Source organism: Bacillus sp. LJBV19 (assembly GCF_017797845.1).
In the GTDB taxonomy this organism is placed as follows: Bacteria; Bacillota; Bacilli; order Bacillales; family Bacillaceae; genus Bacillus; species Bacillus velezensis.
Genome location: NZ_CP072563.1, coordinates 2,975,773 through 2,994,831 on the forward strand (window position 1 = coordinate 2,975,773; position 19,059 = coordinate 2,994,831).

Below are 19,059 nucleotides of genomic sequence, written 5' to 3' on the forward strand. Positions count from 1 at the left end.
TTAGCTGCCAGCCTTTTTTCCATTTATGTTTCTCAGAAAAAAAGCTATAATGTAAGCCAATACATAGAAGGAGCGATAGCAATGATTCGATTTGCAACAGTCGGAACGAATTGGATTACAGAACGATTTCTGGAGGCGGCTTCTGCTATTGATGATTTTCAATTAACGGCGGTTTATTCCAGAACTGAGGAACGCGCGGCGGAATTCGCCGGCAAACACGGCGCTGCTCATTATTTCACCAGCCTGAAAGAAATGGCGGAAAGCAAAGCCTATGACGCGGTGTATCTCGCCAGCCCGAATGCATTTCACAAAGAGCAGGCGGTCCTTTTTATGGAACACGGCAAGCATGTACTGTGCGAAAAACCGTTTGCGTCTAACGCAAGGGAAACGGATGAAATGATTCACGCAGCCAAAACGAACGGCGTTCTCTTGATGGAAGCCATGAAAACAACGTTCCTGCCGAACTTCAGCATGCTTCAAAACCACTTACATAAAATCGGACCCGTCAGGAGATTCACGGCAAGCTACTGCCAATATTCATCACGATATGATGCATATAAAAACGGTACGGTGCTAAACGCGTTTAAGCCTGAATTATCGAACGGTTCGTTAATGGACATCGGCGTGTACTGCATTTATCCGGCCGTCGTCCTGTTCGGCAAACCGAAAAACGTCATTGCGACCGGTCATAAACTCTCATCCGGCGTTGACGGCGAAGGCACGGTGATTCTGTCATACGACGGATTTGAAGCGGTGCTGATGCATTCGAAAATCTCAAATTCGTTTGCCCCGGCGGAAATTCAGGGTGAGGACGGCACGATCGTGCTGGACAGCATTCACGGGCCGGAACGGGCGGAAATCCGCTATCGTGACGGAAGGACGGAAGACATTTCAGTCCCTGATCTGAAACCGTCGATGTACTACGAAACGGCTGAATTCATTTATCTTCTTCGAAACGGACAGCGGGAGTCTTCCGAAAATACATTTGAACGTTCTTTCATTACGGCAAGCATTATGGAAGAAGCGAGAAAACAAATCGGAATTGTCTTTCCCGCCGATCAAAACTAAAAACATCCGCCCGGATTCGGGCGGATGTTTTTTATTTGGACGCTAACAGATCAGCAAACGCTTTTGCATACTGCGGAAGGTCGGGCGGGCGGCGGCTTGATACAATGTGGCCGTCAGTTACGACAGCTTCATCCAGCCACTGTGCCCCTGCATTTGTCATGTCGTCTTTGATGCCGGGCGTGCTCGTTACTTTTTTTCCTGCGAGAATTCCGGCAGATATGAGCACCCAGCCCGCATGGCAGATCTGGCCGATCGGCTTTTTCTGCTCGTTCATCGTACGGATGATCTCCAAAACTTCAGGATATCTTCGCAGTTTGTCAGGAGCCCAGCCGCCAGGCACGAGCACGGCATCATACTCCTGAATAATCAGGCTCTTAAAATCGTAATCCGCCGTCGCGGGCACGCCGTATTTTCCTTTGTATGAACGGCCCGCTTCTTCTCCTATTAAATGAACGATCGCGCCTTCCTCTCTCAGCCGGTAGACGGGATACCAAAGCTCTAGGTCTTCAAAATCGTCACTGACAAGCGCTATGACTTTTTTGCCTTCTAATCTCATCACTGCCACTCCCTTCTTTTATATTAGTGTATCGCTTTTTTCAGATGAGGAAAAGAAACAGCTCGCTACAGCTGTTCTTCGTCTTCAGACTGAATCGTAAATTTCCGTGTGACCTGCTGCAGTTCTTCAGCCATATGCGCAAGCGTTTCGGCGGATGAACTGATTTCTTCCATGGAGGCCAGCTGCTCTTCAGCTGAGGCGGCGATGTCTTGAATGCCGGCGGACCCTTCTTTGGCGACTGAGGTAATGTCCTCCACCGCGTTTGTCACATTTTGCGACCCGGCTGCAAGCTTCTCAAGCGTTCCGTTCATATGCTGCAAGGCGCCTGAAATCTGAGTCGTCATTTCTGAGATTTTTTTGAAGCTTTCGGCCGTTTGATCCGTAATATCGAGGCCTTCCTTCACATCTTGATTCACTGCTTGGAATACGGAAAGCGATGTGGCGATTTCTTTGACGATTTCCTGAATCAGCGTTTCGATTTCCTTCGCGGAGCCGGCTGATTGTACGGCAAGCTTTCTCACTTCTTCCGCAACGACGGAGAAGCCCCGCCCGTATTCGCCTGCTCTGGCGGCTTCAATGGCCGCGTTTAAGGCAAGCAGATTTGTTTGATCGGCAATGCCGTTAATGACGTTCAGAATGCTCTTAATGTCGTGCGACTTCGTTTCCAGCCCTTTTACGACCGCTTCCGCCTGCTGTACGGAACGATCAATTGTTTTCATCTGGCCGACCGTTTTCGCCACTAATTCTTCTCCGCTTCCGGCCGTTTCAGAGGTTTGGATGGCGGATTCAGTGATTTCCGCCGATACATTCGCCGTCTCGGCAATGCCGGCATTCATTTGGGAAAGGTGATCAGCACTCTCTTCCAATTTCTCGCTTTGTGATTCGTTTCCGTTTGAGAATTGTTCAATCGCCAGTGTAATATGCTCTGTCGCCTTGCTTGTCTGTCCGGCGGATGCCGTCAGCTCTTCGGATGAAGAAGCGACATGTTCGACGGATGATTGGATGACGCCGATGACAGACCGGAGTGATGCCGACATCTCATTGAAGCTTTGGCTGAGCTGCCCGAATTCATTTTTTGACTTGATGTCAATGACTTCCGTTAAATCGCCGTCACTGATTTTAGCTGATGTCGAAACAAGTTTTTTGAGCGGTTTTGCAATCGAGCGAATGATAAAAAAGATTAAAATACCGCCGACGATAAGAGAAACCGCCAGGATGATCAGCGCCATTTTCATGACAGGCGAGGCTGCGTCATGGATCTCACTGACAAAAAATGTGCCGGCGATTTTCCAGCCCGTCAGTTTGTTTGTCGTGAAGGCCATTTTCTTCTGCTGTCCTTCAAACATGTATTCAAACGATCCGCTTGATTTGGAAAACACTTCTTTCGTCCACTCTCCGGAGCCTTCCGTTCCCGCTTTTATAGTCGGATGAGCGATGTATTTTTTATCTCCCGTTGTAATGAAGGCAAATCCTTTATGACCGATCTGGACGCGTTCGGAAGCGTTCAGCAGGTCGCCCAGATTAATATCAAGCGCCACAACGCCTGATCCGTCTTTTGTCTGCTGGGCAATCGTAACGACCGTCTGTCCGGTTGCAGCGTCTTTATAAGGCTCGGTAAACACCGGCTGTCCGCTTTTTTCAACCGCTTTTGTATACCACTCGCGCGTGAGCGGATTATAATCGGACGGCATATCAGCGGACGGATATTTCACGAACGCTTTGTCGCGAGACGCGGCGTAAATTGACGCGACATCGTCATTTACGGTGACATACTGCTTCATATTGTCGAGCAGTACCGATTTATTTTTTGTGTTCAGTTTTTCCTTAGTGATTGATTCGCTGTAGTAGTCAATCGCTTTGAGCTTGCCTTCGAGCATGTTTTCCAGCACGCTGTTCAGTTCGCTGACATTTCCCTGGGCGCTGTGGGTCAGTTCGCTTTCTAATGTACTCCCCGCCGTTTGGTAGCTGAAGTAGGCGAGTATGCCGACCGGAAGCACCAATACGGCTAAAAATGCCGCGATCAGCGGTTTGCTGATGGATGGCTGTTTGATCCAATGTATCAGTTGTTTCATTTTTTCAGTCTCCTTCTTTGAAAAGCTAAATCTAATATCGTCAGATAGGACAAAAGATTTATTAAAAAAACTAAAAAAAACACCCAAACAGCACATTTGGGTGTTCTATGACCTATTAATCTATTTTAAATCGTTTCGTCATATCACGTAATTCTTCCGCCATTTGGGATAACGTTTCCGAAGACGAACTGATTTCTTCCATTGAAGCCAGCTGTTCTTCGGCGGAGGCCGCAATATCCTGAATGCTGGCGGAGCTTTCTTTTGCGATGGACGCGATTTGCTCAGAAGCTCCTGAAATCTGCTGAGAACCTGCTGTCAGCTGTTCTACCGTCGCATTCATATTTTGAATTTCTCCGGCGATCTGGTTCGTCATTTCAGAAATCCGTTTGAAGCTCGTTTCGGTCTGATTCGTAATATCCAGTCCGCTCTCCACCTCTTTGTTGACGGATTGGAACATGCCGAGAGATGTATTGATTTCGTTGACGATTTCTATAATTAAGCTTTCGATTTCTTTCGCTGAATCGGCAGACTGGACCGCAAGTTTTCTGACCTCTTCAGCGACGACTGAGAAGCCCCGGCCGTATTCACCCGCACGCGCGGCTTCAATTGCCGCGTTCAGCGCAAGAAGGTTTGTCTGATCAGCGATTCCGTTAATGACACGGAGAATGTTTGTAATGTCTTTTGATTTTGTTTCAAGTCCGCGCACCACTTGTTCAGCTTCTTTCACTGACCGGTCAATGACGTTCATTTGGCCGACCGTCTGGTGAACGAGCTTTCCGCCTGAATTGGCGACTTCCGCTGATGTGGCGGAGGACTCGGTAATGACGGCAGATGCTTTCGCCATATCTTCAAGCCCGCTGTTCATTTGGTAAATATGTTCCGCCGCGCTTTCAATATTTTCACTTTGGCTTTCATTTCCGTTAGAAAATTGTTCGATCGCCAATGTGATATGTTCGGTTGCCTTGCTTGTCTGCTCCGCTGAAGCCGTCAGCTCCTCTGAGGAAGATGCGACGTTATTCACGGAATCCTGGATGGCATGGATGAGAGACCTGAGCGAAGCGGCCATATTGTTAAAGCTTTTGCCAAGCTCGCCTAATTCATCTTTTGACTGGATCTCGATCGTTTCTGTTAAATCGCCTTCACTGATCTGTTTCGATGATGTCACAAGCTGCTTGAGCGGTTTTGTGATTGAACGGATAATCAGCACCATGACGATGGTTCCGATCACAATCGCTAATACGAGAACGAGCAGGGACAGATGAAGAATCGGCAGGGCCGCTTCATGAATTTCGTCCAGATACATCGTTCCGGTAATCTTCCAGCCTGTCAGCCCGTTTGTATCATAAACCATTTTCTTTTCCTGGCCGTCGTATTTGTATTGAAAATCACCTTTTTTGCTGGTGAACAGCCGTTCGGCCCACTCCCCGTTTAATACTGTGCCTGATGTGCGGTTCGGGTGGGCGACCACTTTTTTGTCTTTCGTCAGGATAAAAGCGTAGCCGGATTTTCCGATGTTCACTTTCTTTGTCGTTTTCAGAAGCTCATCAATTTTCATATTGATGGCGACGACTCCTGAGCCGTCTTTCGTCTGCTGAACGACCGTCACGACCATCGTATTGGTGGAAGCCGTGCGGTAAGGATCTGTTACAACAACTTTCCCCTTATTTTCCACGGCCTTTTTATACCAGTCTCTTTCAATCGGATTATATCCTTTAGGCATCTGCAGATCCGGATACCGTGTGAAATGTCCTTCCGTGTCACTCGTAAAAATGGATTCCACGTCTTTATTGATCTTCATGTACTCTGTGAATTTATCGGTAATTTGCGATTGGTTTTTCGGCTTGTACCGATCCTTTGTGAGCCAATCGCTGAAATATGCCGTTCCGTCTTCCTTTTGGCTGATGCTTGTGTTGATCATATCGTTAATCTGCTGCACATTATCTAATGCGCTTTCCATCATCTGCCTGTCAAGCGTACTTACCGCCGATTGATAGGCGATAAAAGCCAGCGTTGAAATAGGAAGAATGAGAATGGCCAAAAAAGAAATGAGCAGTTTTCTTGTAAGCGATCTCTGCTTGATGATTTGCACAATTTTTTTCATCTGCTATAACTCCTCTTGTGTGTTTACCCTTCATATCGGCAATTATAGGTAAATATACACACCCAAAAAGAAGAAATATAACGAAACATACTTTTTACCTATTGTTAATTAGCCTTTTGGACTCAATTAAGAGTTTATCTTAAAACGCTTTGTCAGTTCGCGTAATTCTTCCGCCATTTTTTCCAGCGTGACGGCGGAGGAACTGATTTCCTCCATGGACGCAAGCTGCTCTTCAGCTGAAGCCGCGATGTCCTGAATGCCGGCCGCGCTTTGTCTGGAGACAGCCGCGATATCCTCTGAAGCGTTTGATACTTCCTGAGATCCGGCAGAAAGCTGTTCCACGGTTGCATTCATATTTTGCAGTTCACCGGCAATCTGATTTGTTTTAACGGAAATGTCCCGGAAGCTTTTTTCCGTTTCGTCCGTTAACTGAAGTCCGCTTTTCACCTCGTGATTGACGGATTCCAGCATTCCGAGCGAAGTATGAATTTCTTTGACGATTTCATGAATTAAGGATTCGATTTCTTTCGCTGAATCGGCGGATTGGACGGCAAGCTTTCTCACTTCTTCGGCAACGACTGAAAAACCGCGTCCGTATTCTCCCGCTCTTGCCGCTTCAATGGCTGCATTTAAAGCAAGGAGATTCGTTTGATCGGCAATGCCGTTAATGACGCGCAAAATGCTGTTGATGTCCTGCGATTTGAGTTCAAGCCCTTGTACGACTTGCTCCGCTTTGCTTACGGATTGGTCAATGGCGCCCATCTGGCCGGCTGTTTTCTTGACAAGCCGCTCACCGGCGCCGGATATCTCCGCCGATTCAATTGAAGTTTCCGTCACCACGGCTGCCGCTTCCGCCAGATCGCTGAGCCCGTCTTTCATCTCATTCACTTGGGCTGTCGCTTTATCAATACTCTCACTTTGGTCTTCCGTTCCATTAGAAAACTGTTCAATCGCAAGGGTGATATGTTCCGTTGCTTTGCTCGTCTGCTCAGCCGAAGCCGTCAGCTCCTCTGAGGAAGAAGCGACATGTTCAACAGAGTCCTGAATTCCTTGAATAAGCGAACGGAGTGAATCTGTCATATGATTAAAACTTTTACCGAGCACGCCGAGCTCATCTTGAGAGCTGACATCAATGGTTTCCGTCAGATCTCCGCTGCTGATTTTTTCTGCTGAAGCTACGAGATGTTTTAACGGTTTGGTAATTGAGCGGATGACAAAATAAATGAAAATCATCCCTGCGGCAATGGCTATCGCCAATATGATAACGGCCAGAGTCAGAACCGGTCTTGCCGCATCTTTGATTTCATCCACAGACATGGTTCCGCTGATCTTCCAGCCCGTCGCTTCATTGGTCACGTACGCCATTTTTTTCGCTTTCCCGTTCAGCGTATATTCATAGACGCCTTTTTGCCCGCTGTATAATGTATCAACCCATTTTCCCGATACCGCCGAGCCGGCTTTTTCATCACTGTAGGCAACGGCTTTTTTATTTTTGCTGAGGATAAAGGCGTATCCTTCTTTTCCGATGTTCACTTCTTTTGTCATCGTGATGAGATCGTCGATTTTTATATCAATGGCGACGACGCCTGATCCGTCTTGCGCCGCGCGGGCCATGGTGACGACCATCTTTTTGTTTGAGATGGACTCATAAGGGTCTGTGATGATGGTTTGGCCTTTATTCTCCATGGCTTCCTGATACCAGCTTCTTTCAAGCGGATTGAAATCGGCCGGCATATCGGCATGCGGATAACGGGTAAACGTTCCTTCCTTGCTGCTTGAAAATACGGCGGACGCTTTATCATTACTTTCAATAAACTGCTTGAACCTTTCTTGCATTTCCGTTTGGTTTTTTTCTTTAAATTTAGCGCTTGTCGCCCATTCGCTGAAATATGCTGAGCTTTTTGTAAACATTCCGATCCGGTCATCAATCATATTGTTTAAGATTTGCACATTTCCTTCGGCGCTTTCCATCATTTGCTTTTCAACGGATGAAGCCGCCGAACGGTAGGCGCCGGCAGCCAATACTGCTACCGGAATAATTAAGATCAGTAAAAATGAAATGATAAGTTTTTTGGCTATTGATTTTCTGGCGATTTTTTTTGCTGTTTTTTTCAATTTTGTAAACCTCTTTCAATCATTTACTGTTTATATCGGCCGACTCCCTTTTTATTACATTGAAAATGAAGTCATAAACGAAAAATAGTTCTATGTACTCCCTTTGTATGCAAGACTTTTTATTTAATTATCCGGCTGTCACTATAAAAAAGGACGCCTTCCATCCGGAAAGCGTCCTTTTTTACTAGTTGATTTTAAATTGTTTCGTTAATTCCCGCAGTTCTTCGGCCATTTGCGCCAAAGTATCGGCTGATGTGCTGATTTCTTCCATTGATGCAAGCTGTTCTTCTGCGGATGCGGCAATATCCTGAATGCTTGCTGCGCTTTCCCTAGATACGTCCGCAATATCCGTCACCGCGGCTGAAACGTGCTGGGAGCTGTCCGACAGCTGTTCAACCGTGCCGTTCATCGATTGAAGCTTCTCGGCGATATCGTTTGTCATGCCGAAGATATTCTGGAAGCTTTCTTTCGTACGGTCCGTTACGGCAAGTCCTGATTGAACTTCTTCATTAACCGATGTGAACATGTGAAGCGATGTATTAATCTCAGCCGTGATTTCCTGAATGAGTTTTTCTATCTCTTTGGCAGAACCGGCAGATTGGACGGCAAGCTTGCGCACTTCTTCGGCTACCACTGAGAAGCCCCGCCCGTATTCACCGGCTCTTGCCGCTTCAATGGCTGCATTTAACGCAAGCAGGTTTGTCTGATCGGCAATGCCGTTGATGACTCTTAAAATATGAGTGATGTCTTTTGATTTGGCCTCAAGGCCTTTTACAACCGCTTCCGCCTGCTGGACCGATTGATTGATGAGATTCATCTGCCCGACTGTTTGCTGCACATATTCTTCCCCGGTGCCGGCAGCTTCCTTCGATTGTTTAGATGCTTCCGTAATGGATGATGATGTGCGGGAAACGGCGGCGAGTCCGTCATTAATATGATTCAGCTTGGCTGAGCTTGAATCGACTTTTTCGCTTTGCTCTTCGTTTCCGTTTGAAAACTGCTCAATCGCCATTGTAATATGTTCCGTCGCTTTGCTTGTCTGCGAAGCTGAAGCGGTCAGCTCTTCCGATGACGCGGCCACGTTGTCGACAGAGTTTTGGATCGCGCTGATCAGTCCGCGCAGAGATTCTCCCATTTCATTAAAGCTCGCGCCGAGTTCGCCCAATTCATCTTTCGAGCGGATATCAATGGTTTCGGTCAAGTCTCCGCCGCTGATTTGTTTAGAAGAGCGGACAAGCCGTTTCAGCGGTGACGTAATGGATCTGACAATCAACAGAATTAAAATTCCCCCGATGATAATGGATGCTGCAAGGACGATCATTCCCATCGTCAGCACCGGTTGTGAGGCGTCTTTAATTTCGTTGAGCTCCATGCTCCCCTCTATTTTCCATCCGGTCAGTTTATTTGTCGTAAACGCCATTTTTTTATTTTGATCATCGAGCTTGTATGAAATAATGCCGCTGTCTTTGCTGTATACCTCATTCAGCCACGGGGTTGAAACTTTATCGCCCGGTTTGTGGTCTTTATGCGCGACATAGGTTTTATTTTTGGACGTGATAAACACGAAGCCTTTTTGCCCGATTTTGATTCCCTGCATCTGCTTCAGCAGCTGGTCAATCGTAATATCCATGGCCACTACGCCTGTTCCGTCCTGCATCTGCTTTGCCACGGTGACGACCATCCTGCCGTCGCTTGCCGCAGTGTAAGGGTCGGTGACAACGAGCGTGCCGCCGGCCTTCACAGCGTCTTTATACCAAGTGCGTGTTCTCGGATCGTAATCGGCCGGAGTATTCTCCTTCGGCGCCTGTGCGTAGCTGCCGTCTTCCGTTCCTCCGTAAATACGGGCTACGTCTTTATGAATAGACGTGTATTGCCCGAACTTTTCTTCAAGAGCAGACATGTTTTTCTTTGAGAAGGATGACCCTTTTAACGTTTCACTGAAAAATTCAATCGCCTTTGCTTTTGCGCCGATATCATTTGTAATCGTTGTGTTAAAAGATTCGATGTTATTTTTCGCGTTGCCTGAAATCTGATCATCCAGCGAATTGCTCGCCGTATGGTATGAACTGAATTCTAACACGAGAATCGGTATGATTAAAATCACGATAAATGAAATGATTAATTTACGTGAAATCGATGCCTTTGTGCACCAATTAATGAATTTTTTCATATTAAGCTGCTCCCTCAAGTGTGATACCTTATATATCGGCTCAGTCTTCACATTTTGTTAACATTTCCTCCTTTTTTATGACTTGATTTTCATTGCCCAAGCTTCCTGCATATCTTATAAAAAAAGAGAAGGGGGCGCGCAGATGATTATCATATCCGGCCAAGTGCTTCGGCCTCAGGACATCGCGAACTGGCAGACGGAAGAAAGCCTTGTTCCGTATATAAATGAACTGCTCAATTCTCCCGTACAATTCGATTACGGGTCGATTGCTGAACTGATGTTCGAGGTGCGGCTGCGCCGCCATATTGTGGAAGCCGCAAGAGAACTGCACGGATCAGGTGTGAAATTTGCAACTTTCGCCAAAACATACGGAAATACGGCTTATTGGAGAGTGACGCCGGAAGGAGCCTTGGAGCTGAAGTACAGAATCCCCGCTTCAAAAGCGATTCGGGACATTATTGAAAATGGGGCGTTTTACGCATTTGAATGCGCTACCGCCATTGTTGTGATTTATTATTTGGCCGTCTTAAAGACAATGGGTGAAGAACGGTTTAACCGGCGTTTCCGGGATATCACTTTGTATGACTGGCACTATGAGCATCTGCCGATCTACACGGAAACCGGCAGCCACTTTTTACGGGGAGATTGTTTATATTTTAAAAATCCTGATTTTAATCCTGCAAAGGCTCAGTGGCGGGGAGAGAATGTCATTGTGATGGGGAATGATCAATATTTCGCCCACGGTCTCGGGATTCTGACCGCTGAACAAATCATCCAGAGATTGAATTCTTTAAGAAAAAAAAATGCCGTGCAGCCGGCTTATCTGCTTAACCAGGCAACAAGGCTTGATGCACCCGCGCTTTATCAGATCATGCATTAAAACAATCCCATCGTCTGTCATTTTGACGATGGGATGCGGAATGCTTTTCTTTTCCGGTAAAAAGCCGTCGTGCCGAGCGCTTGGTTTGCAGCCCATTCAAACTTCTCTAAATCATGTCGGGTGACGGCTCTGTCCCGTCGGCTCCATTTAATGGCGCGGACAAAGTAATACCCTTTAATCGGCGCCATGGTGACTTTGGAATGCGGAAAATCTTCAAAGACAAACTCAATAGTCCCTCTTTTTTTGTAGGACATTTGAAGAATCTTCATCATCCATCACCTCACGATTGCTGGATTATGATTCGCACAATCCGTCCAAAACGGTTTTCACGTCTGTCGGCCCTTCAAGTTTCGCGGCGGACTGGCCGGCCCATAAAGACATATACTCCGCGTCTCCTGATTGAGCCGCGTGCCCGCGCATCGGCTTTGTCAGCGTATTATGCAGCGGATAAGGCAGCGTATTTCCCTCGTCAGCCTCATATGTTTTCATGAACTGATTCACGATTCCCCGCGCCTGTTTTCCCGAAAACAGGGTGGTCAGCCGCGTGTCGGCTCCTTTTGATTCGGCAATGGCTTTTTGATATGCCGGTGAGGCGCTGCTTTCTTCACAAAGGAGAAACGGTGTTCCTACTTGAACGCCGTCTGCACCCAAACATCGGGCCGCCTGCACGCCGCGGCGGTCAAAAATGCCGCCTGCCGCAATCACCGGGATATTCAGCGCGTCTTTAGCCTGCGGAATCAGCGCCATAAGGCCGAGAGCCGGTTCTCCTTTAACCGGCAGAAACGACCCGCGATGTCCGCCGGCTTCTATTCCCTGAAGGATAACGGCGTCCATCCCCCGTTCTTCAAAGGCCTTCGCTTCCTCCGGCGTTGTCGCCGTGCCGAAAAGGAAACATCCGCTTTTCTTCAGCTTTTCCGCCGTTTCTTCCGGCGGCAGGCCGAAGGTGAATGAACACGCTTTGACTCCGTAACGGATCAGAAGCTCCGCTTTTTCCTCGAAATCATTCCATTCTTCTTTCAGATCAGAGAACGGCTTGGCGTCTTTTGCCCTCGGGATGCGGGCTTTCCATTTTTCAACCAGTTCCGCCTCAGGCATCTGCCTTTCTTCCGGGACGAAAAGATTTACTTGAAAGGAGCGGTCCGTCAGGTCTTTCATCTCGATAAGCTGTTTTTCAAGCGCTTGCGGGCTGACGTATCCTGAAGCGAGGCTTCCGAGCGCCCCTTCATTTGATACCGCCGAAGCCAGACGCGGCGTGACCAGCCCGCCGGCCATCGGCGCCTGAATGACGGGCTTTGTTAATGATAATGCACTCATCCACTCACTCATTTGTGTTTTCCTCCGTTTCAGCCTGTATTTTGATATAACAGGTTCTGTTTCGCGGACCGTCAAATTCGCAAAAATAAACGCCCTGCCATGTTCCGAGTATCAGGCGCCCGTCTTCTATGATGACATGCTGGGAGGCGCCGGTTGTACTCGCTTTCATATGTGCCGCCGTATTTCCCTCCATATGCCGGTCCAGTTCGTGCTCCCACGGATACATTTCATCAAACCTTCTGAGCATATCCCTCTTCACATCCGGATCGGCATTTTCATTTATGGTAATGCCGGCGGTTGTATGGGGACAGTATATGAGCGCCAAACCGCTTTTTACGCCTGTTTTGCGGAGAAACGCTTCAGCTTCATGTGTGATGTCGATCATTTCATCCCGTCTGTTTGTTTGAATCTGCAATTTTTTCAGCATATAAATGCCTCCTTTCTTTTTCTCTTCCTTTCCCATATTCGTTTCTGTATTTGTCTTTTCCTGTCGGATCGTGATGATAAACGCAGATCACAAAAAACTTCAGCCTCGGGACTGAAGTTTTTCACCATATATATACGCGGGCCTCATAAGGCTTTAAAAGAAAGGATGTCACATGGCGGTGCGCTTCTGTCTCCGCGTTTGCAAGCACGAGAGCATCGGAGTCAAGCGGATAACCGGGATGCCTGTATAAAGCGGGGGTTCGGGACAGATTTGTGATGATCAGGGCGGTTTTTGTTCCGTTTTTTCTTAGATAGGCATAAATCTGCCGGTCATTCGGAAGCAGCAATTCATACGTGCCGCTGATCAATACGCCGTGTTCTTTTCTGAGGGCGAGCAGCCGTTTGTAGAAATGGTATACGGATGTTTCATCCTGCATTTGTGATGCAGCATTCAGCCATGTGTGGTTCGGATTCACTCCGAGCCACGGAGAAGCATCAGAAAACCCGCCGTTCGCCTCACCGCTCCATTGCATCGGTGTCCGTGAATTATCCCGGCCCTTCTTCCAGATGATCTTCATCACTTTTTCATGCGGAACGCCGCGGGACGTCTCTTTTTCATACAGATATTTCATTGCGGCGTCATCATAATCTTCAATGGATGGGAACGAAACATTGGTCATTCCGAGCTCCTGCCCCTGGTAAATAAACGGCGTGCCTTTCATCAGCATATACATCGCGGCGAGTGCCTTGGCGCTTTCTGTCAAAAACCGTTCGTCACCCCATACCGAGACGGAACGGGGCTGATCGTGGTTCTCCATAAACAACGCGTTCCAGCCCTTTCCTTCAAGACTGTTCTGCCAGCCGGACAAGACGCGCTTAAGCGCCGGAATGGAAATGCTTTGATCATCTTCCGTATCCCAGAGGCCGAGATGTTCAAATTGAAAAATCATTTGAAAGACGCCGTTTTCTTCACCGGCCCAATCAGCCGCCTCCCAAGCCGCCACTCCGTTCGCCTCGCCGACCGTCATGATCGGATAGCGCGAAAATGTTTCCCGTTTCAGCTCTTTTAAGAGATCCATTATGCCTTCCCCATTCATATGATACGGGAAAGACGGGACGTACGGGAGACCGTCCGGATTCGGCATGTCAGGGAGCCCTTCTTTTTTCTTAATGTGAGAAATGGCATCCACCCGGAAGCCGTCTATGCCTTTATCAAGCCACCAGCGGACCATCTCATAAACGGACTGCCTCATCGCTTCGTTTTCCCAATTTAAATCAGGCTGTTTTTTGTCAAACAGGTGCAGGTAATACTGGCCCGTCTCTTGATCATATTCCCACGCCGATCCGCCGAAAATGCTTTCCCAATTGTTCGGCTCTTTGCCGTTTTTTCCGTCTCTCCAGATGTACCAGTCCCGTTTTTCGGAATCTTTCGCTGAGCGTGATTCGATAAACCAAGGGTGCTCATCGCTTGTATGGTTGATGACGAGGTCTATAATCAGCTTCATGCCGAGCGAATGGACATCCGCAAGGAGCCGGTCAAAATCCTCCATCGTCCCGAATTCGCCGGCAATTTGTTTATAATTCCGAATATCGTAGCCGTTGTCCGCGCCCGGCGAGTCAAAAACGGGACAAAGCCAGATCACATCCGCCCCCAACTCTTTTATGTAATGAAGCTTTGCTCTGATGCCGTTCATGTCGCCGATTCCGTCCCCGTTCGAATCCATAAAGCTTCGGGGATAAATTTGATAGACGGCCGCCGTTTTCCACCAATCCGTTTTCATACCGACACTCCTTTCTTTACAGCATATGAAGGAGCGGGACGAAGAAGCATTTTTTCCATAAAAAAAGCCTCATTGCAAAAGCAGGAGGCTCAGAAATCAGTTTTTTTAATTTCAACGAAGCGGATATGATGGTCTTCCGCTTCCAGCACCTTAAATTCACACCCTTCGGCATGAAACACATCACCATTTTTCAGCTCCATTTTTTGTGTTAAGAGCCAGCCGGCAATCGTGTCAATGTCTTCATTTTCGATGGCGATATCAAGGAGATCGTTCACCTCTTCTATGAGCGCCTTGCCGTCCATCACATAATGGTGTTCGCCTTTTTTGACGATGTGGGGCATTTCATCCTGGTCATATTCATCACGGATTTCCCCGACGATTTCCTCCAATATGTCTTCGACGGTCACAAGTCCCGCCGTGCCGCCGTATTCGTCAACGAGAATCGCCATATGAATCCGCTCCTTCTGCATACGGATCAAAAGCTCCTGAACGGGGATGCTTTCAATGACTCTGATGACCGGACGCATGATTTCTTTTAATTCAATGGAGCGGCCGAGAAAATACGCTTTAAATAAATCCTTATTGTTAATAATGCCGAGAATGTGATCTTTGTCTTCCTTAATAACCGGATATCGCGTATACCGTTCGTTGATGATCAAATGTATGGCTTCATCAACTGACTGTTCAAGCGAGATGGCGGCGATTTCGGTGCGCGGCACCATGATTTCTCTGGCGACCCGGTTATCGAATTCAAATATCTTGTTGACGTAACGGAATTCAGATTGATTGATTTGACCTTTTTTATAGCTTTCGGACAAAATCAGCCGCAATTCTTCTTCACTGACCACGACCTCATGTTCTTTCACCGAATGAAAACCGAACAGCTTGACCAAAAATCCGGCTGAGCCGTTTAACAGCTTAATAAACGGATACATCACTTTATAAAACAGAATGAGCGGTTTCGCCGTCCACAGACTGACGGCTTCGGCTTTTTGAATGGATATCGTTTTCGGCGCAAGCTCTCCGATGACGACGTGCAGATACGTGACGGCGATAAACGCCGCAATAAACGTGACGACGTGCGTAATAGATGACGGCATTCCGATCAGGCTGAAAACAGGATGAAGAAGCCGCTGAATCGTCGGTTCACCGAGCCAGCCGAGTCCGAGCGCCGTAATCGTAATGCCGAGCTGGCACGCTGATAAATATTCATCGAGATTTGAAATCACCCTGTGCGCCGCGAGCGCCCGGCTGTCTCCGGTTTCAACCAGCTCCGCAATTTTTGAACCGCGGATTTTGACAATCGCAAATTCCGCAGCGACAAAGATGGCCGTTAATCCGATTAACAGCATAATGAGAATCAGTTTTAATATAAGCAAAAAAACCCCTACCGCAAACGGTAAGGGGCCACCTCCTTCGTGTTAATTCTCATCACGACCATTTAAGAAAATCATCACAAAACGAAGCAGCTCGAATAATGAAACGAGCGCCGCAGCCACATACGTCAGCGCGGCGGCGTTCAGCACTTTATTCACGCCGTGTTCTTCACTGTTGCGAATGAATCCTTCCGACACGATAATCCGCTTCGCCCTCGCGCTGGCATTAAACTCGACAGGCAGTGTGACAAGCTGGAAAAAAACAGCGGCCGAAAACAAAATAATGCCGAGTCCGATTAAGTTCAAGCTGCCCAGGAGCATCCCGCCCAAGAAAAGCAGAGGGGCAACCCCGGAGGCAAAATTGACGACCGGAAAAATTTTGTGCCTCAGCACAAGCGCGCCGTATGATTCCTGATGCTGCAAAGCATGTCCGACTTCATGGGAAGCGACGGAAATGGCGGAAATGGAGCGGCCGTAATATACCGGCTCAGATAAACGCACCACCCGCTCCGTCGGGTCGTAATGGTCTGTTAAAGTGCCTCTTACCGGTTCTACCGGCACATCATATAAACCGTTAATATCAAGAATCCGTCTTGCCGTTTCCGCCCCCGTCCGCTGACTGGAAGCTTCTACGTCTGAGTATTTCTGAAAATTGCTTTTCACTTTAAATTGTGCCCAAAACGACAATCCCAATGCAGCAATTGTTAAAAAGATAAACAGCATATTATCCTCTTCCTTTTTCTCTTATATCGTACGATCTGCTTATATATTATTTTAATGATTGTCCGCTTTCCTGTACAGAAATCCGCTTCTTTTTTCTGACAGGAATCAATCCTCCGAGCATGATGAGGATACACCCGGCCATTCCGATGTAAAACGGAAACGTGCCTGCGGTCTCTTTTGCAAAAACAAGCCATGAAAATCCGCCGGACATATGATTGTGTCCATTCAAATCGAAAATAAGCAATACGGCCGCCGAAGCGAGCAGCTGCGCTCCGGCCAGCGCCGCCAGCAGTTTTTGAATGACTGTCATTCGACTCACCCTTTTTCGGTCCGCTTTCTTTATCATATGAAAAAATAAGGGTGAATATGTTTTCGTCGATTTTTGAAAGACATCAAACGAACTGGGACATACTGTATAAAAAAAGATACAGGTGTGATCGACATGAAAGTGACAAATGGCGAGAAAGAACAGCTGAGCAATGCGATAGACAGAATGAACGAGGGGCTTGACGCCTTTATCCAGCTCTATAATGAATCGGAAAACGACGAGCCTCTCATTCAGTTTGAAGATGAGACTGCCGATTTAATCAGACATGCGCGTGACTCATACGGCCAGGAACAGCTGGACGAAAAACTAAACACCATTATTAAGCAGATTTTATCCATCTTTCTGTCGAAAGAAGAGCCGGACGAATGAAATCAAACCGTATTTTTATTTCCTGGCTGAGATGGCCGTTATATGTTCGGATCGGACTGATCATTATCGCCTTGATCTTATTGTTCGGCCAACTCATTTACATGCTTGAACCGAAGCAATTCACGTCTGTGTTTGAAGGGGTTTGGTGGGCGGTTATTACGGTGGCCACGGTCGGCTACGGCGATTACGTTCCCCAGACGCCGCTCGGGCAGATTGCCGGCATGGTGCTTGTATTAAGCGGAGCGAGTTTTGTGACCGCCTATTTCGCCACGCTTTCTTCAGCCGTATTCAGCAAACAGCACCGCTATGTCGAAGGGAAGGTCGCCTTTAAAGGCAAAGGGCACGTCATTCTTATCGGATGGAATGAGAAATCACATATGCTGCTGAAAGAACTGCAGCACATCGCGCCGTCAAAAACTGTCGTCCTGATTGATGATTCATTAAGGGAAGGGCCGCTTATTGAAAACGTCCATTTCATCCGCGGACATGCCGCTGATGACAGCACGCTCAATAAGGCGAATATTACGGAAGCCGATACCGTCATTCTGACAGCGGATCAGCAGAAAAATGAATCCGAAGCTGATATGCTGTCGGTATTAACGCTTCTCGCCATCAAAGGGCTGCATCCGTCCGTTTATTGTATCGTGGAAATTTTAACGGAACGGTATGTCAAAAACGCCGAGCGCGCAGGAGCTAATAAGATTCTGTGCACATCACGGCTGTCGAGCCGGGTGATGTTTGAGCATTACCGGGTCAAGCTGCAGCTTGCCAAACCGCAAACGCTGTCAGATCTGACGCTGGAGAAAAAGGTTCGCATCATTCCCGTTCCCGGGGAATTAAAGGGCTCATCTTATCATGACTGTGCGCTCTATTATCTCAAACGGAATACCACGATCATCGGCATACAAAAAGAAGAGGGGCCGATGCTGACCCCTCCCCTGTCATACAAGGTGCTCGATACTGATCTGTTTTTGGCTCTTTAATGCAGCAGGACGTCTTCCAGCTCTTTCACAAGCGAGATGCCGATATCTGTATATGAGCGGTCAATTGCCGCATCCCGCCGTTTCGGCTCGGAGAATTGGTTGAATAATGACTCAAAAACACCGCCGCCTGCGTGATCATCCGTTGCCTGCTGATAGACGTGCCTCAGCAAAAAGGGTGTGCCGATTGTAACGGCGGCCCCCCGTTCATCCAGGTGTCCCTTATTTGCTTCAACAGGGATACGGAGAAATAAATAGCCGTCCTGATCGGAAATTTTGTAATCAAAGAACCCGCGGTCATACTCCCAGCCGCCTCCGATGGTATAACCGATCGGTTTCATCACCTGTTCCAATTCGCGGAGTAAAAACGATTGCCCTTCAAGTGAAGATGGTATGCTGATCATGTGCATATGCTCCTTTTTGTCTTTAGCGTCCCCGCTCTGCGGCATCTTCATACGGCGCCCGGGAAGAATCGGGAGCGGCAGACAGACGCCGGAAAGAGATAACGGCGCATTCAATCAGAACATACGTCACAATTGCGGAGAGAACGGCTTCCGTTGAAATATAGAAAACGGCGGCATAGAGACAGCACTTCGTGATCAGCGACTGCATCCGGCCAATCTTCAGTTTCAGCCGGACCATGTCCGTAAACAAGCCGAGAGGGAAAGCGAAAAACAGGATGGTTTGTAAGAGGGATTCAGGAGACAGTTTTAGTGCCGAATAGACAATAGCGGCGGAACAGACGGAAATGACGGCATGCTTACATAAGAGTCGTATCATTCATCAACACACCTTTCACG

At 47.7% G+C, this 19,059-nt stretch carries 18 protein-coding genes and 3 pseudogenes; 4 read left to right on the forward strand and 17 right to left on the reverse strand.

Going from position 1 to position 19,059, the window contains the following annotated elements:
• The first annotated feature begins 81 nt into the window (after positions 1-81).
• On the forward strand, positions 82-1,068 hold the full coding sequence (locus J6600_RS14470; protein ID WP_209387535.1) for a Gfo/Idh/MocA family protein: 987 nt from the start codon (positions 82-84) through the stop codon (positions 1,066-1,068).
• A gap of 31 nt (positions 1,069-1,099) precedes the next feature.
• On the opposite strand, the gene J6600_RS14475 is transcribed toward J6600_RS14470, so the two are convergent.
• The 8 genes and pseudogenes from J6600_RS14475 to J6600_RS19865 form a co-directional block, all read right to left on the reverse strand.
• Complete coding sequence (locus J6600_RS14475; RefSeq protein WP_014418730.1) at positions 1,100-1,624, reverse strand: type 1 glutamine amidotransferase domain-containing protein; 525 nt, start codon at positions 1,622-1,624, stop codon at positions 1,100-1,102.
• A gap of 65 nt (positions 1,625-1,689) precedes the next feature.
• A complete protein-coding gene (locus tag J6600_RS14480) occupies positions 1,690-3,696 on the reverse strand; it encodes a methyl-accepting chemotaxis protein (protein ID WP_191389150.1) in 2,007 nt (668 codons plus the stop codon).
• 115 nt (positions 3,697-3,811) lie between these two features.
• Entirely contained in the window at positions 3,812-4,762 is a 951-nt protein-coding gene (locus J6600_RS19840; protein ID WP_411859492.1) for a methyl-accepting chemotaxis protein, read from the reverse strand.
• Positions 4,757-5,797 (reverse strand): annotated as a pseudogene (locus J6600_RS19845) (cache domain-containing protein); the annotation flags it as partial. The gene J6600_RS19840 and the pseudogene J6600_RS19845, both read right to left, overlap by 6 nt.
• A gap of 126 nt (positions 5,798-5,923) precedes the next feature.
• On the reverse strand, positions 5,924-6,877 hold the full coding sequence (locus J6600_RS19850; protein ID WP_427846721.1) for a methyl-accepting chemotaxis protein: 954 nt from the start codon (positions 6,875-6,877) through the stop codon (positions 5,924-5,926).
• Positions 6,872-7,912: pseudogene (locus J6600_RS19855) on the reverse strand (HAMP domain-containing protein); the annotation flags it as partial. The gene J6600_RS19850 and the pseudogene J6600_RS19855, both read right to left, overlap by 6 nt.
• 184 nt (positions 7,913-8,096) lie before the next feature.
• Complete coding sequence (locus J6600_RS19860) at positions 8,097-9,047, reverse strand: methyl-accepting chemotaxis protein (protein ID WP_369719120.1); 951 nt, start codon at positions 9,045-9,047, stop codon at positions 8,097-8,099.
• Positions 9,042-10,082, reverse strand: a pseudogene (locus J6600_RS19865) (cache domain-containing protein); the annotation flags it as partial. The gene J6600_RS19860 and the pseudogene J6600_RS19865, both read right to left, overlap by 6 nt.
• A 142-nt stretch (positions 10,083-10,224) precedes the next feature.
• On the opposite strand from J6600_RS19865, the gene J6600_RS14500 reads away from it, so the two are divergent.
• On the forward strand, positions 10,225-10,962 hold the full coding sequence (locus J6600_RS14500; protein ID WP_053285195.1) for a protein-glutamine gamma-glutamyltransferase: 738 nt from the start codon (positions 10,225-10,227) through the stop codon (positions 10,960-10,962).
• Between the two features lie 17 nt (positions 10,963-10,979).
• Here J6600_RS14500 and J6600_RS14505 read toward each other — a convergent pair whose 3' ends face one another.
• The 7 genes from J6600_RS14505 to J6600_RS14535 all read right to left on the reverse strand — a co-directional run bounded on the left by J6600_RS14505 (position 10,980) and on the right by J6600_RS14535 (position 16,892).
• Entirely contained in the window at positions 10,980-11,231 is a 252-nt protein-coding gene (locus tag J6600_RS14505) for a hypothetical protein (protein ID WP_014418736.1), read from the reverse strand.
• 25 nt (positions 11,232-11,256) lie between these two features.
• Positions 11,257-12,288 (reverse strand): nitronate monooxygenase, encoded by a 1,032-nt coding sequence (locus J6600_RS14510; protein ID WP_014418737.1) that lies wholly within the window; start codon positions 12,286-12,288, stop codon positions 11,257-11,259.
• Positions 12,281-12,703, reverse strand: a complete 423-nt coding sequence (locus tag J6600_RS14515) for a secondary thiamine-phosphate synthase enzyme YjbQ (protein WP_061862522.1) — start codon at positions 12,701-12,703, stop codon at positions 12,281-12,283. The genes J6600_RS14510 and J6600_RS14515 overlap by 8 nt, the downstream gene beginning before the upstream one ends.
• Positions 12,704-12,824: 121 nt before the next feature.
• The gene (locus J6600_RS14520) at positions 12,825-14,483 is read right to left on the reverse strand and encodes a glycoside hydrolase family 13 protein (RefSeq protein ID WP_209387536.1); all 1,659 of its coding nucleotides are present in this window, start codon (positions 14,481-14,483) and stop codon (positions 12,825-12,827) included.
• An 89-nt stretch (positions 14,484-14,572) separates the two neighbouring features.
• Positions 14,573-15,862, reverse strand: coding sequence for a hemolysin family protein (locus J6600_RS14525; RefSeq protein ID WP_007408640.1), 1,290 nt, complete (start codon positions 15,860-15,862; stop codon positions 14,573-14,575).
• 42 nt (positions 15,863-15,904) lie between these two features.
• Positions 15,905-16,582 (reverse strand): zinc metallopeptidase, encoded by a 678-nt coding sequence (locus tag J6600_RS14530; protein ID WP_003152125.1) that lies wholly within the window; start codon positions 16,580-16,582, stop codon positions 15,905-15,907.
• A gap of 46 nt (positions 16,583-16,628) precedes the next feature.
• A complete protein-coding gene (locus tag J6600_RS14535; protein ID WP_014418740.1) occupies positions 16,629-16,892 on the reverse strand; it encodes a YuzI family membrane protein in 264 nt (87 codons plus the stop codon).
• Between the two features lie 132 nt (positions 16,893-17,024).
• Here J6600_RS14535 and J6600_RS14540 point away from each other — a divergent pair, with 132 nt between their 5' ends.
• Both J6600_RS14540 and J6600_RS14545 read left to right on the forward strand, forming a co-directional pair.
• Positions 17,025-17,279, forward strand: a complete 255-nt coding sequence (locus tag J6600_RS14540; RefSeq protein WP_209387537.1) for a protein mistic — start codon at positions 17,025-17,027, stop codon at positions 17,277-17,279.
• Positions 17,276-18,262 carry a potassium channel family protein gene (locus J6600_RS14545; RefSeq protein WP_053285192.1) on the forward strand — a complete coding sequence of 329 codons (987 nt, stop codon included), beginning with the start codon at positions 17,276-17,278 and terminating at the stop codon, positions 18,260-18,262. Before J6600_RS14540 ends, J6600_RS14545 begins: the two co-directional genes overlap by 4 nt.
• On the opposite strand, the gene J6600_RS14550 is transcribed toward J6600_RS14545, so the two are convergent.
• Positions 18,259-18,663, reverse strand: a complete 405-nt coding sequence (locus J6600_RS14550; protein WP_100261973.1) for a YugN-like family protein — start codon at positions 18,661-18,663, stop codon at positions 18,259-18,261. The two genes, J6600_RS14545 and J6600_RS14550, sit on opposite strands and share 4 nt — an antisense overlap.
• A 22-nt stretch (positions 18,664-18,685) precedes the next feature.
• Positions 18,686-19,039: a hypothetical protein gene (locus J6600_RS14555; RefSeq protein WP_015418089.1), complete on the reverse strand. Its 354-nt coding sequence runs from the start codon at positions 19,037-19,039 to the stop codon at positions 18,686-18,688.
• Positions 19,040-19,059: the final 20 nt, after the last annotated feature.

What these genes read in the sequence shown, in the direction of transcription:
- J6600_RS14470 (WP_209387535.1), top strand. Translation starts at nt 82, where the DNA reads ATGATTCGATTTGCAACAGTCGGAACGAATTGGATTACAGAACGATTT.
- J6600_RS14475 (WP_014418730.1), bottom strand. Translation starts at nt 1,624, where the DNA reads ATGAGATTAGAAGGCAAAAAAGTCATAGCGCTTGTCAGTGACGATTTT.
- J6600_RS14480 (WP_191389150.1), bottom strand. Translation starts at nt 3,696, where the DNA reads ATGAAACAACTGATACATTGGATCAAACAGCCATCCATCAGCAAACCG.
- J6600_RS19840 (WP_411859492.1), bottom strand. Translation starts at nt 4,762, where the DNA reads ATGGCCGCTTCGCTCAGGTCTCTCATCCATGCCATCCAGGATTCCGTG.
- J6600_RS19850 (WP_427846721.1), bottom strand. Translation starts at nt 6,877, where the DNA reads ATGACAGATTCACTCCGTTCGCTTATTCAAGGAATTCAGGACTCTGTT.
- J6600_RS19860 (WP_369719120.1), bottom strand. Translation starts at nt 9,047, where the DNA reads ATGGGAGAATCTCTGCGCGGACTGATCAGCGCGATCCAAAACTCTGTC.
- J6600_RS14500 (WP_053285195.1), top strand. Translation starts at nt 10,225, where the DNA reads ATGATTATCATATCCGGCCAAGTGCTTCGGCCTCAGGACATCGCGAAC.
- J6600_RS14505 (WP_014418736.1), bottom strand. Translation starts at nt 11,231, where the DNA reads ATGAAGATTCTTCAAATGTCCTACAAAAAAAGAGGGACTATTGAGTTT.
- J6600_RS14510 (WP_014418737.1), bottom strand. Translation starts at nt 12,288, where the DNA reads ATGAGTGAGTGGATGAGTGCATTATCATTAACAAAGCCCGTCATTCAG.
- J6600_RS14515 (WP_061862522.1), bottom strand. Translation starts at nt 12,703, where the DNA reads ATGCTGAAAAAATTGCAGATTCAAACAAACAGACGGGATGAAATGATC.
- J6600_RS14520 (WP_209387536.1), bottom strand. Translation starts at nt 14,483, where the DNA reads ATGAAAACGGATTGGTGGAAAACGGCGGCCGTCTATCAAATTTATCCC.
- J6600_RS14530 (WP_003152125.1), bottom strand. Translation starts at nt 16,582, where the DNA reads ATGCTGTTTATCTTTTTAACAATTGCTGCATTGGGATTGTCGTTTTGG.
- J6600_RS14535 (WP_014418740.1), bottom strand. Translation starts at nt 16,892, where the DNA reads ATGACAGTCATTCAAAAACTGCTGGCGGCGCTGGCCGGAGCGCAGCTG.
- J6600_RS14540 (WP_209387537.1), top strand. Translation starts at nt 17,025, where the DNA reads ATGAAAGTGACAAATGGCGAGAAAGAACAGCTGAGCAATGCGATAGAC.
- J6600_RS14545 (WP_053285192.1), top strand. Translation starts at nt 17,276, where the DNA reads ATGAAATCAAACCGTATTTTTATTTCCTGGCTGAGATGGCCGTTATAT.
- J6600_RS14550 (WP_100261973.1), bottom strand. Translation starts at nt 18,663, where the DNA reads ATGATCAGCATACCATCTTCACTTGAAGGGCAATCGTTTTTACTCCGC.
- J6600_RS14555 (WP_015418089.1), bottom strand. Translation starts at nt 19,039, where the DNA reads ATGATACGACTCTTATGTAAGCATGCCGTCATTTCCGTCTGTTCCGCC.